The sequence below is a fragment of the Streptomyces sp. NPDC001156 genome, from assembly GCF_053598275.1.
The window spans coordinates 15,904-28,837 of the sequence record NZ_JBSFJX010000103.1; the positions used below are offsets into that span (position 1 = coordinate 15,904).

The 12,934-nt window shown below is 71.3% G+C and carries 12 protein-coding genes; 4 read left to right on the forward strand and 8 right to left on the reverse strand.

All coding sequences use genetic code 11. The features are described from left to right. Positions 1-18: 18 nt before the first annotated feature. Together ACWDA7_RS33520 and ACWDA7_RS33525 are read right to left on the reverse strand one after the other, a co-directional pair. A complete protein-coding gene (locus ACWDA7_RS33520) occupies positions 19-1,656 on the reverse strand; it encodes a GMC oxidoreductase (protein WP_450609189.1) in 1,638 nt (545 codons plus the stop codon). 87 nt (positions 1,657-1,743) lie between these two features. Next, complete coding sequence (locus tag ACWDA7_RS33525; protein ID WP_450609191.1) at positions 1,744-2,886, reverse strand: glycosyltransferase family 4 protein; 1,143 nt, start codon at positions 2,884-2,886, stop codon at positions 1,744-1,746. Positions 2,887-3,025: 139 nt separating this feature from the next. Between ACWDA7_RS33525 and ACWDA7_RS33530 the strand changes: the two genes are divergently transcribed. Next, entirely contained in the window at positions 3,026-4,258 is a 1,233-nt protein-coding gene (locus ACWDA7_RS33530) for a glycosyltransferase 87 family protein (RefSeq protein WP_450609193.1), read from the forward strand. Here the strand turns inward: ACWDA7_RS33530 and ACWDA7_RS33535 are convergent. Beyond that, positions 4,219-5,529: an MATE family efflux transporter gene (locus ACWDA7_RS33535; protein ID WP_450609195.1), complete on the reverse strand. Its 1,311-nt coding sequence runs from the start codon at positions 5,527-5,529 to the stop codon at positions 4,219-4,221. The two genes, ACWDA7_RS33530 and ACWDA7_RS33535, sit on opposite strands and share 40 nt — an antisense overlap. 113 nt (positions 5,530-5,642) lie before the next feature. Here ACWDA7_RS33535 and ACWDA7_RS33540 point away from each other — a divergent pair, with 113 nt between their 5' ends. Then, positions 5,643-6,167, forward strand: a complete 525-nt coding sequence (locus ACWDA7_RS33540; RefSeq protein ID WP_450609197.1) for a PadR family transcriptional regulator — start codon at positions 5,643-5,645, stop codon at positions 6,165-6,167. A gap of 25 nt (positions 6,168-6,192) precedes the next feature. Here ACWDA7_RS33540 and ACWDA7_RS33545 read toward each other — a convergent pair whose 3' ends face one another. The 5 genes from ACWDA7_RS33545 to ACWDA7_RS33565 all read right to left on the reverse strand — a co-directional run bounded on the left by ACWDA7_RS33545 (position 6,193) and on the right by ACWDA7_RS33565 (position 11,664). After that, positions 6,193-7,413 (reverse strand): hypothetical protein, encoded by a 1,221-nt coding sequence (locus tag ACWDA7_RS33545; protein ID WP_450609199.1) that lies wholly within the window; start codon positions 7,411-7,413, stop codon positions 6,193-6,195. A gap of 44 nt (positions 7,414-7,457) precedes the next feature. Further along, positions 7,458-8,471 (reverse strand): NlpC/P60 family protein, encoded by a 1,014-nt coding sequence (locus tag ACWDA7_RS33550; RefSeq protein WP_450609201.1) that lies wholly within the window; start codon positions 8,469-8,471, stop codon positions 7,458-7,460. A 206-nt stretch (positions 8,472-8,677) separates the two neighbouring features. Beyond that, positions 8,678-9,712 (reverse strand): NlpC/P60 family protein, encoded by a 1,035-nt coding sequence (locus ACWDA7_RS33555; RefSeq protein ID WP_450609203.1) that lies wholly within the window; start codon positions 9,710-9,712, stop codon positions 8,678-8,680. 328 nt (positions 9,713-10,040) lie between these two features. After that, complete coding sequence (locus ACWDA7_RS33560) at positions 10,041-11,390, reverse strand: NYN domain-containing protein (RefSeq protein WP_450609204.1); 1,350 nt, start codon at positions 11,388-11,390, stop codon at positions 10,041-10,043. Between the two features lie 34 nt (positions 11,391-11,424). Then, complete coding sequence (locus tag ACWDA7_RS33565; RefSeq protein WP_103843079.1) at positions 11,425-11,664, reverse strand: hypothetical protein; 240 nt, start codon at positions 11,662-11,664, stop codon at positions 11,425-11,427. 155 nt (positions 11,665-11,819) lie between these two features. Between ACWDA7_RS33565 and ACWDA7_RS33570 the strand changes: the two genes are divergently transcribed. After that, positions 11,820-12,551 (forward strand): rhomboid family intramembrane serine protease, encoded by a 732-nt coding sequence (locus ACWDA7_RS33570; RefSeq protein ID WP_450609206.1) that lies wholly within the window; start codon positions 11,820-11,822, stop codon positions 12,549-12,551. Beyond that, the gene (locus ACWDA7_RS33575; RefSeq protein WP_265566520.1) at positions 12,548-12,829 is read left to right on the forward strand and encodes an Lrp/AsnC family transcriptional regulator; all 282 of its coding nucleotides are present in this window, start codon (positions 12,548-12,550) and stop codon (positions 12,827-12,829) included. Before ACWDA7_RS33570 ends, ACWDA7_RS33575 begins: the two co-directional genes overlap by 4 nt. Positions 12,830-12,934 lie beyond the last annotated feature (105 nt).

Sequence of the window (12,934 nt, forward strand, 5' to 3'; positions counted from 1 at the left end):
GGGGCCTACGCCCTCACGTCATGACGCGGTGTCCTCGGCGAGGACCCGCGTCATGGTGCGTTCGGCGAGCGCGGTGATGGTGAGGAAGGGGTTGACGCCGATGGACCCGGGCACGAGGGAGCCGTCGGTGACGTACAGCTTGGAGTACCCCTTCACCCGGCCGTAGTCGTCGGTCGCCCGGCCGAGGACGCAGCCGCCGAGCGGGTGGTACGTGAAGTCGTCGGCGAAGACCCTGCTGCCCGTGCCGAAGAGGTCGTACCGGTAGATGGTGGCGTTGGCGTAGTTGATCCGGTCGAACAGTTTCTTCGCCATGCTCACGGAGACGGCGCTCTGCGCGGCGGTCCAGCCGAGTTTCGCGGCATCCGTTGCCGGGTCGTAGGTGAACGACGCCCGCTGCGGGTTCTTGGTGATCGCGAGGTAGAGGCTCACCCAGTGCTCGAGACCGGTGGGCAGCGGGGCGATCTCGGCGAAGACGGGGTTGTCGGTGTTGGCCCAGTCGTCGATGCCCATGACGGGGATGGTGGACTCGTTGGCGCCGACCGTGTCCCAGAGGTGGTTGGCGCGGCCGAGCATCACATTGCCGTTCGTCCCCCAGCCGCTGCCGACGCTCGGTTCGAGGGCGGGCAGGGCGCCCGTCTCCCGGGCACGCAGCAGCAGTTCGGTGGTGCCGAGGCTGCCGGCGCCGAGGAAGAGGTACGTGCAGGAGTACTCCTTGGTCTCCACGACGGCGCCGGTGGTGTCGATCCGGTCCGCGGTGAGCAGATACGTCCCGTCGCCCGCCCGCCGTATCTCCCTTACCCGCTCAAGGGTGTTGATGGTGACATGGCCGGTGCCGAGCGCGGAGGCCAGGTAGGTCCTGTCGAGGCTGCGCTTGCCGTGGTTGTTGCCATAGATGACCTCGCCGGCCAGGGCGGACTTGGTGGCGGCTCCGGTGGCCTCGCGCTGCATGTACGCGAAGTCGTAGACGTTCGGCACGAAGGCGGTCTTCAGACCGGCGTTGGCGGCGGCCTTCCGCGAGGTACGGGCGAAGCGGTACCACTCCGTCGCCTCGAACCAGGCGGGATCGACGCTGTTGACGCCCAGCATCGAGCGGGCCCGGGGGAAGTACGTGGCGTACATCTCGGTGGCGTCGACGGTGGGGAACTGCTCGCTGAAGTAGGACTGGAGGGGTGTGACGGCCATGCCGCCGTTGACGAGGGAGCCGCCGCCCACGCCCCGTCCCACGTACACGGACATATGGTCGAAGTGCACCCGGTCCAGGACGCCGGGATAGCGGCCGATGTCCTTGTTGACGACGTCCAGCCACAGGAAGGTGGCGAGCGGCGCCTCGGTGCGGGTGCGGAACCACATGGACCGCTGGTCCGGAGCGCTGGTGGAGCAGAAGACCTTGCCGTCGGGGCCCGGGGTGTTCCACAGGCGGCCCATCTCCAGCACGAGGGTGCGGATACCGGCCTGGCCGAGGCGGAGGGCCGCCACGGCGCCGCCGTAGCCGGAGCCGACGACGATCGCCGGGGCGGATTCGACCGCGTCGGGCTCGGCGGCCCGGGCGGACTGGAGGTCGATGCGGGTGAATCCGAGGGCGGCCGCCGTCTGAAGGGCGACCATCCCAAGGATTTGACGTCTCGTCAGGTGATGGTGCGTCAGTTTTCCTGTCATGCACGCAGCATCGGCGGATTTTCGGCTTCCGGCTAGGGGTTTCGGCGGTTCTGGGCGCGCCGGCCGGGCCGCGGGGAACTGCGCCCGCTACAGCAGTTCCCTGAGCCTGTCCGCCAGCAGGTCCCAGCGCCACTTCTCCTCGACCCACCGCCGGCCCCGCTCGCCCATGCGGCGGCGCAGCTCCGGGTCGCCCAGGAGGGTGATGACGCGGTCCGCGGTGTCCTCCACCGAACCGCCGCGGACCACCCACCCGGTCTCGCCGTCCAGGACCGCGTCGGGGGCGCCGCCCGAGTCGCCGGCGACCACCGGGAGGCCGGTCGCGGAGGCCTCCAGGTAGACGATGCCGAGGCCCTCCACGTCCAGGCCGCCCCGACGGGTGCGGCACGGCATCGCGAAGACGTCGCCCGCCCCGTAGTGCGCGGGCAGCTCCGACCACGGGACGGCGCCCGTGAAGCGGACCGCGTCGGCGACACCGGTCTCGGACGCGAGCCTGCGCAGGTCTCTCCCGTAGGGACCACCGCCGACGATCAGCAGGACCGCCTCGGGCTCCTTGGCCAGGATGCGCGGCATCGCCCGGATCAGGGTGTCCTGGCCCTTGCGCGGGACCAGCCGGGAGACGCAGACCACCACCGGGCGGTCCGTGAGGCCCAGGCGGGCGCGGACCTCGTCGCCGCCCGATGCCGGATGGAAAGTCTCCTCGTCGACGCCGGGGGGCAGCTGCACCATCCGTCCGGCCGCCTGCGGCGTCAGCGCGGACGCTATCCGCGAACGCGTGTACTCGCCCAGGTAGGTGATCGTGTCCGTGGATTCACCGATACGGCGCAACAGGCCGCGCGCGGCCGGCAGTTGGGCCCAGCCCGCCTCATGGCCGTGCGTGGTCGCCACCAGCCGCTCCGCCCCGGCGCGCCGCAGCGCAGGCGCCATCAGGCCGAGCGGCGCCGCCGCGCCGAACCACACCGCCGTACAGCCGTGCTCCCTCAGCAGTCCCACCGCGCGGCGGGTCGCACCCGGCGTCGGAAGCAGCATCGTGGTCCGGTCCCGTACGACGGTGAACGGCTGCTCCGCGTCGAAGGCGGCCGTCGCCCGGGCGCCCTCGTCGCCCCGCTTCCAGGTGGAGGCGTAGACGACGAGCCGCTCGGGGTCCAGGCGCAGTGCCATGTTGTGCAGGAACGCCTGGATACCGCCCGGGCGGGGCGGAAAGTCGTTGGTCACGATCAGGGTCTTTTGCATCGTCGTCGACAGTACCGAACCGGATGTGCGACCGTACTCACAGCTCCGTACGGCCGCGCTTCATGGCCCCCGCACGGTGCGCCGGGAGATCATGGCCCCGCACGGCAGAGCGACACGGAACGCGCGAGGACAGGGGTTCATGGACATGGCGGGCACGCGGCGGTTCCCGGTGTGGCTGCTCGTCACCTGGAGTCTGACCAGGCTGGTCCTGCTGCTCTTCGTCTTCAAGGTGTTCGTCTTCCCCGGTCCGGACGTCACCAGCGACGTCTCGGTGATCTACCAGGGCTGGTACGACACCCTGCGCACCGGCACCTTCCCGCGCAACGACGTCACCTGGCAGTACCCGCCCGCCGCCGCGCTCGCCATCCTCTCCCCCGCGCTGCTGCCCTTCCTGGACTACGCGCACGCCTTCTACGTCCTCGCCTTCCTCGCCGACCTCGTGGTCCTGTGCCTGCTGCTGTACGCGGGCCAGCGGCCCGGCAAGATCATGCGCGGCGCCTGGGTGTGGGTGGTCGGGGTCGCTCTGCTCGGTCCCACCGTGTACGCCCGCTACGACGTGATGGTGACGGCGGTGGCCGTCGCCGCGCTCCTGGCCGGCACGCGCCGCCCCCGGCTGATGGGGGCGCTCATCGCCGCGGGGGCGCTGCTGAAAGTGTGGCCCGCGCTGCTGCTGGCCGGCACCCTCAAACGCTGGGCCTGGCTCTCCGCGGCGGCGACGGCCCTCGCGCTCGCCGGGGTCTTCGCCCTGACGATGCCCGGGGCCTTCTCCTTCCTGGGCTTCCAGCGCAACCGCGGCACTGAGGTCGAGTCGCTGGGCTCTCTGGTCTTCCACGTGGGCCGGCACTTCGGCTGGCGGGGCCAGGTGGCACTGAACTACGGCTCGGTGGAGTTCCTCGGCCCTTATGTGGACTGGGTCAGCGCGGCGGCCCTCTTCCTGACCGTGATCGCCTTCGGCTGGCTGCTGCTGTGGCGGGCGAGCGTTCGCCGTACGTCGCCGCACACGCTCGCGGACGCGGGCTTCGTGGCGGTGCTGCTGTTCACGGTCACCAGCCGGGTCATCAGCCCGCAGTACATGGTGTGGCTGGTCGGTGTCGCGGCCGTCTGCCTGAGCTTCCGCGCCAGCCGGATGACGCTGCCCTGCGGGCTGGTGCTGGCCGCCTGTCTGGCCACCGTCCTGGAGTTCCCGCTCTGGTTCGGCCACGTCGTCGCCAGCGACCGGCAGGGCGTCACGATGCTGTTCCTGCGCAACGGCCTGCTGGTGCTCGCCACGCTGACCGCCGCCCGGCAGCTGTGGCACGACACGGTCTCCCGGCCGGCCCCGACCGTGCCGCCTCAGGCCACCCGCACCCAGGAGACACTCGCACCCTCCTGACGGCGGGCCAGCCGAAGCAGCACACCGCACTGCAACGCCATGGCGACGGCGAGGGCAAGGCAGATCCCCGGCAGTCCCAGCCCGGACAGAGCGCGGGCGAGCGGCAGTTGCACCGCCGTACCGAGGAGCGTCACACGCAGCAGCAGGGGTGCGCCGCCGCTTCCCTCGAAGACCCCGCCGAGCGCGATGAAGCAGGCCGTCAGCAGCAGGTAGGGGCCGACGCAGCGCAGAAAGAGCACCCCGTCGTGTGCCACGGCCGGGCCGGCTCCGAAGGCACGCATGATCCAGGGCGCGAGGAACCCCAGCAGTGCCGCCGCGGTTGCCCCCACCGCCCCCGACAGGAGCACGGCCTGCCGGCCGATGGCCGTTCGCTGCTCGCGTCCTGCGCCGCGGGCATGCGCGGTGTGGATGGCGGCGGCCTGCCGCACCGCGTAGAAGGCCATCGTCGCGACGTACATGACCTTGTAGGCGATCGCATAGGCGGCCACGGCCGTCACCCCGAGCCGGGCCACGATCGCGACGAGGACGAGAGTCCCGGTCTGCCGCACGGTGAAGTCGGCGGACATCGGCACACCGGCCCTCAGCGTGTGCCGCAGGGCCGCCGTGGTGGACTGCGCTGGCGGGGCGCTTCTCGCCGCCCGGAGCTGTGCGTTGCGGCGCAGGGCGCGCAGCCCGGCCGCGAGGGCGACGCAGCGGCACAGCACCGTCGATACGGCGGCGCCCCGGATGCCGTAGGCGTGGATGAACAGCGGGTCGCAGACCAGGATCAGCCCGTTGGCGAGAAGCGCGAGGCGCATCGGCGTGCGGGTGTCGCCGGTGCCTTTGAGGATGCCGTCGACGAGTTGCTGGACGAAGAAGACGGCGATCCCCGGCAGGGAGACGGCGAAGTAGCCGACGGCGAGGGGCAGCGCGGGACCGCCGCCGCCCAGGACCGACCGGGCCAGTGGCTCGCGCAGCAGGAACCCGCCGGTCGCGACGAGCGGGGTGACCACCGCGCACAGCGCCCACCCGCCGCGCACCGCTGCCCCGACCGCACCCGGGTTCCCGGCGCCCCGCGCGTGGGCGACCAGGACGGTCGTGCCGGAGGCGAAGACGAGGGCGATGCCGAGCAGCACGTTCTCCGTGTTGGTCGCGACGGCGACCGCTGCTACGGCCGGACCGCCGAGGCGGGAGACCCAGACGGTGTTGATGATTCCGGCGGCCACGGAGGCGAGCAGGGAGAAGTAGACGGGGTGGGCAAGCGCTATGAGGTGCCTGCGGTGCGAGTTCACGGCCGACGTCCTGCCTCTCGATTCGAGCTACCTCGATTCGAGCTACCTCGATTCGAGGTAGCTCGATCAGAGGTACCATGAGTACTCCGACGTCTGCAAGAAGGAGCCGACGGGTGCTGGAGTTGTCGATCCTGGGCTTCCTCGCCGAGGAACCGCTGCACGGATACGAGCTGAAGGAACGGATCAAGGCCCTGACCGGCCACGTCCGCCCGGTCAGCGACGGCGCGCTCTATCCCGCGATCAACCGTCTGATCGCGGCGGGCAAGCTGGACCAGCACTCCGAGCCGGGGGTGAGCGCGGCGCCGCGCCGCGTCCTGTCGCTCACCGAGGAAGGGCGCGCGAACCTCCTGGAACGGTTGCGGCGCCCCAAGCAGGCGGAGATCTCGGACCAGGTGCGCTTCAACACCGTGCTGGCGTTCCTGCGCCACCTCCCGGACCGCAGGGAGCAGGCCGCGGTCCTGCGCCGCCGGCTGGACTTCCTCGAGACCCCGACGAGCTTCTTCTACCGCGACGGAAGCCCCGTGCGGGCCGAGGAGACGGACGATCTGTTCCGGCAGGGCATGCTGCGGGTCGCCCGCGCGACCGGCGAGGCGGAAAGGGCGTGGCTGCGGGAGGCGATCGCGCGGCTGGAGGGCTGAGCCAGCTGCCGGGAGCGGCCCGTCCTCAGCCCAGTTGCGCCTTCAGATAGGCCCGCCACTGCCGGGTGAACTCCTCCGGCGTCAGCCCGAGCACCTTCTCCAGCGCGCCCTCGACCGCCCCCGCGCGCTGGTGGTGGTCGCCCACCGCCCGGTAGAACTCGTTCAGCCGGGCCTCCCCCCAGCGGCCCGCGATCATCCGGCAGGCCATCCAACCGCCCTCGTACGCACGGGCGAGCCTCCCCGCGTCCCCGGCGAAGGCGAAGTCCTCGTCGCCGGGTAGCGCGGCCGGAAGGTGCCCCAGGGCGACCACGCCGGCGAGTTCGGGGGCCACCTGCGCGGGCGTGAGCCCGCTGCTCTGGTAGCCGACCCAGTCTGCGTACCCCTCCGAGAGCCACAGCGGGGTGGCCGGCGTGGTGTGCGCGCGGGTGGCGACATGGGTGGTCTCGTGCGTGACGACCACCTGTCTGCCCACGTCGCCGAGGAGGCTGTACGCCTCCGGATTGACGATGATCCGGTCCGCGGGCGCCTTCGCCGTACCCCCGGCCTCGCCGGTGGTGACCGCCGCGATCCCCCGGTATCCGGACGGTGCCGCACCGAGCAGCCCCGCCATCTCCTTCAGCGACCGCGGTACGAGCATCACGACGTGTCCCGGCCAGTCGGCGCCCCACGCCGCGGTGACGGCGGGCACCGCACGGTCCGCGAGGCGGGCGTAGTCCCGCAGCGCGCCCGGCGGCTGGCCGACCCCGAGGACCAGGCTGTGCGCCCCGCGGACGACCTCGACGGCGCCCTGCTCCCACAGTTGCCAGCCGGCCCCCGCGGCGGGCTGGTCGGAGCCGATGTACCAGCGTCCGCCGCTGCGGGTCAGCCGCAGCGCGCGGGCGGCGGTGACCGGCGCCCGGTCGTAGCCCTGGATGCGGTAGCGCAGTTCGGCGTCGGCGGTGGCGGAGTCGCCGGTGCGGTGCAGGGACGTGAGCCGGTACGACCAGGCGGCCAGCGGCACGGCCCGGAGGTTGTCGAACTCGGCCGCGCCGGAGGCGGAACCGCCCGCCCCGTCGCCGGACGGGGCCTCGGTCGCCAGGAACGCGGAGCGGTCACCGCCGAGGACGGCCGTCGCCCGCCGGTCGAGGACCTGCTGCACGGCGGAGGTCTGGGCGTCCGGGGCGGGGCTCCCCGAGCAGCCCACGAGCCCGGCGAGCACCAGCACCCAGACCGCCAGCACTCCCCGAAGACGCCCACGACCAGCCACCTTCCGATCGTACGCGGCGGTGCGACCGCCTATCGCGGCCGTGTTCAGGGCCGGATGACCGACGAGATGGGCATCATCCCGACCGGGTCGTAGCGGACCTCGGCCCCCGGATGAGGGGCGTGGATGACCCGGCCACCGCCGACGTACATCGCCACATGGCTGGCGTCCGAGCGGTAGACGACCAGGTCGCCGGGCCGGGCCTGGGAGAGCGGCACCCGGTGGCCCGCGTACCGCTGCTGCTGCGAGGTGCGCGGCAGACCGATGCCCGCCCTCGCGTACGACCACTGCATGAGGCCCGAGCAGTCGAAGCCGCCGGGCCCGTTGGCACCCCACACATAGGGGCGGCCGAGCGCGGAACGTGCCGCGGCGACGGCGGCCGCGGCGCGCGAGCCGGGTGGGGCGATGTCGATGAGGCCGGGCAGGTCGCCGCCCGAGCGCGATGCCCGCCCGTAGGCGGCGCGCTCCGCGGGCGGCAGGGAGTTGATCATCCGCTGCGCCGTGGCCAGCTTCCGCTCCACGTCCTTCTTGTGCCGCGCGACGGCCTTGCGGGTCTTCTCCAGCTCGGCGAGTTCGTCGTCCACCACCGCCCGCTCCCGGGCCAGTTCGCGCAGGGTGCCCTGGAGTTCCTTGAGCTGTCCGGCCTGGCGGGCGCCGATCCGGTCGAGCACGGCCGCCCTGTCGAGGTAGTCGGCGGGGTTCTCCGAGAACAGCAGCGCGAGCGAGGAGGCGAGGCCGCCGGAGCGGTACTGGGCCCCGGCGAGTTCGCCCAGCGCATCGCGCATGGCGTTGACGCGGTCCTGCTGCCGGGCGATCCGGTCCTGGGCCCGGCCGACCCGGCGGCGCAGCGAACCGGCTTGCTCCCCGGCCTTGTTGTACGCCTCGGTGGCCCGCTCGGCCTCCTCGTACAGCCGGTCCATCGCGGCCCTGGGGTCGCGTGGTGCGGCCTGGGCCGGTACGGCTCCGAGAGCCGCGGCCGCCGCTGCGGCGGACAGGACGGCGGCCGTGGCGCCACGGCCCCGGCCGAACCCGGATGGTGCAAGACGTCGATGGGACCCCACGTCCGGTCGCACTCCCTTCCGCTGACGGGCCCCCCGCCACCCGGCGGGGGAAACGCGGCAGACAGTAGCCGGATGATCACTGCCCGACCAAAGAGGCCGACCTGCGCAGACAATGTGAAACCCCGCCGCTGACGCAGGTCATCGGCGGGGCAGGGGTCAGCGGGAGACGCTGGAATTCGCTCGTTCGGGCGGGGGCCGGAAGGACCTCAGATCCGGACGCCGAACTGGAACGGCATGTTGCCGATCGACTCGTAGCGCACGACGGCTCCGGTGTGCGGGGCGTGCAGCACCTGGCCGTTGCCCGCGTAGAGGCCGATGTGGTGCAGGTCGCCGTAGAACAGGACCAGGTCGCCGACCTTGAGTTCGCTCTCGCTGTAGATGCGGGTGCCGGCGTTGGCCTGCGCCTGCGAGGTACGCGGTATGGAGACGCCGGCCTGGGCGTAGGCCCAGGAGGTCAGACCGGAGCAGTCGAAGGAGGAGGGGCCGGAGGCGCCGTAGACGTAGGGCGAGCCGATCACGCTCTGGGCGGCCGCGAAGGCCGCGCCGGCACGACCGGAGGCCGTTCCGGGGTTGCCGCTGAGGGCGGTGCGGGCGCTGGCCCGGCTGGAGCGGGCCTGCTCGGCCTGGAGGGCAGCCCGCTCCTGGGCGGTGAGGCTGTTGAGGAGCTTCTGCGCCTCGGCGAGCTTGCCCTGGACTTCCTGCTTCTTCTTGCCGAGTTCGGCGCGGGTGGTGGCGAGGTCCTTGAGCTTGTCGGTGGCTTCCTGCCGCTCCTGGGCCAGCTCGCGCTGCTTCTCCTGGATCTTCTTCAGCGCCTCGACCTGCTGGCTGCTCAGCTGGTCGAGCGTGGACGCCTTGTCCAGGTAGTCGTCCGGGTTGGAGGAGAGGAAGAGCTGCACGGAGGGGTCGATGCTGCCGGTGCGGTACTGGGCACTGGCCATCGTGCCTATGCCGTCGCGCAGTTGGTTGAGCTCGTCCTGGCCCCGCGCGACCTTGTCCTGCAGGGTGGAGATCTCCTTCTCCAGCTGGTCCTGCTTCTCCTTGGCCGCGTCGAACTTCTCGGTGGCCTTCTCCGCGTCTTGGTAGAGCTGGTCGACCTTGGACTTGACCTCGTCCTTGCTCGGCTTCTCACTGGGCGCGGCATTGGCGGCCTGCGCACTGAAGGCGACGGCAGCGACGGCTGCGGTGGTGAGCACGGTCACACGTGCACGGCTCGGCTGCTTGGGTCGACGGTGGGACGCCACGGGGGCGAGCTCCTTCTTCCTTCAGCCGCCTACCGACACGCCGGTGGGCGGTGCCCTCCGCCGTCATCCACCCCTTGTGAGTGATCGCCCGTGCGGAGGTTCGAAGCCAGACCCTAGTGACCCATCTGTGATCAGTTCAAATCCCGAGCGGAAAAATCTCAGTCACGCAACGCATTCTTTGCGCGGAACTCACGTGCAGTGATGCCGCATTGACACTACGTTGCGTGACGATCTCCCCAATTCGGGCATGACCGACGGATGTTGCGCTTGGTATGTTGGTGATCCATGGGGTGTTCGGCGCAAGAGGCAAGCCGAGCCGGGGAGTCCGTTATGCCCGAGAAAGCCGCTTTAGCAGCATCGCCGACGCGACCGGGCGCGCGCCCGCCCTGGCGACCCCGTCGGCCACCTCGCGATCGGTGGAGGCCACGATCACCGGCCGACCCGGCGGCTCCGCGCGCACCAGCTGCCGGATCAACTCATCGGCAGTGACACCCGGCTTGGAGAACAGCACCCGCACGCCGCGCGGCGGCGCGAGCAGGACGGGCGCGGCCAGCTCCGCCCCGTCGAAGACACAGGTGACCTCGGCGCCGGTCTGCGCGGCGAGCTGCGAGAGCTGCCCGAGGAGCCTCAGCCGCTGCTTCTCCAGCGGCATTTGCGGATAACCGGTCTTGGTGACGTTGTAGCCGTCGACGACCAGGTGCGCCTGCGGCAGTGCCAGCAACTGGTCGAGGATCGCGGGATCGTTTTCGGAGAGCGCACGGGCCGCGATGTCCTTCGGGGTCATCCGTCCCGGCTCCACCGCGTCCACGGTCTCGGCCGGCCGTACGGAGACCGGCGGCAGCGCCAGCTCCCGCCGCAGCCCCTGCGCCGCCTCCAGCACGGTGTCCAGAAGCAGCCGGACGCGCATGTCCTCGACGCTGCGCCCCTCGCGCGCCGCTCTGCGCGTGGCCTCGAGGTTGGCCTCCACCTCGCCGAGGCGCGCCTTGAGCCGGCGGGTCTCGCTCTCGGCCGAGGACACCGCCGTCTGCCCCTCGTTACGCACGACCTCGATCTCACTGCGGGCCTTGCGCAGAGCGGCCTCGCCGCGCTTGACGTCACTGAGGGCGGCACGCAGCTTGCGGTGAAGCGATTCGGCTTCCTTGCGCACCGACTCCAGTTCCGTACGCAGCCGTTCGGTCTCCGCCCGGGTCTGGCCGCGGGCGGCCGCCACCTCCTCGCGCAGCCGCTCCAGCTCGGCCCGGCTCTCCTCGTCGGCACGCTCGGCGTTCGCGCGCTGGGCCTCCTCGCCCGCGGCGGTCACCAGCTTCACCCAGCCCACCGGACGCAGTACATAGGCCGCGGCGGCCACGTCGAGCGGGTCCGCGGCCGCGGGCGGCGAGCCGGAGTCGAGGGCGTCGGCGAGCTCCGGCTGAGCCTCTCGGAGCTTCTCCCCGATCCGCTGCCGGAACAGCGCATCGGTCTCCAGGGACGCCGCCATCGCGTTGCCGGCGAACTTCGCACGGCGGTTCGGAGCGAACCGGACATACTGCCGCAGCTGTGCGGGCAGTTCACCCAGGGTCAGCCCGCCGAAACCGTCGGAGACGATCTGCACGACCCGGCGACGCACACCGTCGGGCAGCGGACGGTCGAGCACCTCAGCGGTGCCGTCGACCGGCTCCCCGCCCGAAGTCTCCACCATCCGTCACCCCAATGCCTGTGCGAAGCCGCCTCCCTCAGGAGCCGGCGCCCGGCCTGTCCACGAGTTCCACCTGATCCACGGCGTTGCACCAGCGGCACCGCACCGACTCGATGGTCTCACTGACCACCTCGCGCTCCTCGACCTTCGGCTCTCCGGCCAGATCGAGGTGTACGTACTCGACCACCTTCGACGAGCGGGTGACGTCGAAACGCGTGAGGTTGCCGCAGAGCGTGCAGCGCCACCGGGTCGTTTCGGTCGGGAGGGGAACCGTCATCGTGGCTTCTCTTCCTTCTTCCAGTCTCCGTGATGCGCCAGTTTCCCTGGAGCGTGTGGCTCGTAACCCTACGGCCTGGCGAGTACCCGCCGCCTGCCCGTCTCAGCGGCGAGGCACTCTGTGCCCATCAGTGCGGTTACGCCATGCTCTGTCCCATGTTCAGCACCTGGAGCAGGACGGCCGCCGGAGCCCTGCGGGGACACTCGGCGCCGGTGACGTACGGCCTGATCGCCCTGTGCTGTCTGATCTTCGTGATGGGACCGGCCGCGGGCCTGAATCCGGCGTACGGCACCGGGGACGCGTTGCTGGCCGCCGAGCGCGCCTACTTCGCCCGCTGGGGCGTGGTGCCCGTGGAGCTCTTCAGCGGGACACCGCGGGCCGCGATCACCCCCGTGACGGCACTGTTCGTCCACGGCACCTGGGTGCATCTGCTGGGCAACATGCTCTTCCTCTACGTCTTCGGGGCGATGACCGAGGAGCGGATGGGCCATCTGGAGTTCGCCCTGTTCTACCTGGGCTGCGGCTACCTGGCGCTGCTCGGGTACGCCGCGGCCAACGAGGACTCGGCCCAGACGCTGGTCGGAGCCTCCGGGGCGATCTCCGCGGTCCTCGGCGCGTTCCTGTTCCTGTTCCCCAAAGCCAGGGTGACCAGTCTCTTCCCCTTCCTGCTCTTCCTGCCGCTGCGCTTCCCGGCGTGGGTGGTGCTGCCCTTCTGGGCGGCCCTGCAGTGGATGGCCGCGGGCCGCGCCAGCCAGGGCCCGGGGGTGGCCTACCTCGCCCACCTGGTCGGCTTCACCCTCGGCTTCGTCTACGCATGGGTGCGCTACGGCCGTACGAGTAGGGTGAAACCCCCAGCCCAGGCCCCCGAGGGAGAACACCAGCCGTGATCACCGCGATCGTCCTCATCAAGACCAGCGTGGACCGGATCCCCGAGATCGCCGAGTCGATCGCCGCGCTGGACTCCGTCAGCGAGGTCTTCTCCGTCACCGGCACCTACGACCTCATCGCCATGGTCCGGGTCAAGGCCCACGACGACCTGGCGGACGTCATCCCCGGACGGATCAGCAAGATCCCGGGCGTTCTGGGCACCGACACGCACGTCGCCTTCCGCACCTACTCCCAGCACGACCTGGAGGCGGCGTTCGCGATCGGGCTCGACAACTAAGAGTCATCCCGTAATGGGATGCCGTCCGACCAGTTCCTGTTCGGGAGTGCCACGCCTGTGGGTGGGGCGTTCCCTACTGGGGCGGCTGTTCCGACGTGGGCCTTG

What these genes read in the sequence shown, in the direction of transcription:
- ACWDA7_RS33560 (WP_450609204.1), bottom strand. Translation starts at nt 11,390, where the DNA reads ATGGTGGAGACTTCGGGCGGGGAGCCGGTCGACGGCACCGCTGAGGTG.
- ACWDA7_RS33520 (WP_450609189.1), bottom strand. Translation starts at nt 1,656, where the DNA reads ATGACAGGAAAACTGACGCACCATCACCTGACGAGACGTCAAATCCTT.
- ACWDA7_RS33525 (WP_450609191.1), bottom strand. Translation starts at nt 2,886, where the DNA reads ATGCAAAAGACCCTGATCGTGACCAACGACTTTCCGCCCCGCCCGGGC.
- ACWDA7_RS33565 (WP_103843079.1), bottom strand. Translation starts at nt 11,664, where the DNA reads ATGACGGTTCCCCTCCCGACCGAAACGACCCGGTGGCGCTGCACGCTC.
- ACWDA7_RS33530 (WP_450609193.1), top strand. Translation starts at nt 3,026, where the DNA reads ATGGACATGGCGGGCACGCGGCGGTTCCCGGTGTGGCTGCTCGTCACC.
- ACWDA7_RS33570 (WP_450609206.1), top strand. Translation starts at nt 11,820, where the DNA reads ATGTTCAGCACCTGGAGCAGGACGGCCGCCGGAGCCCTGCGGGGACAC.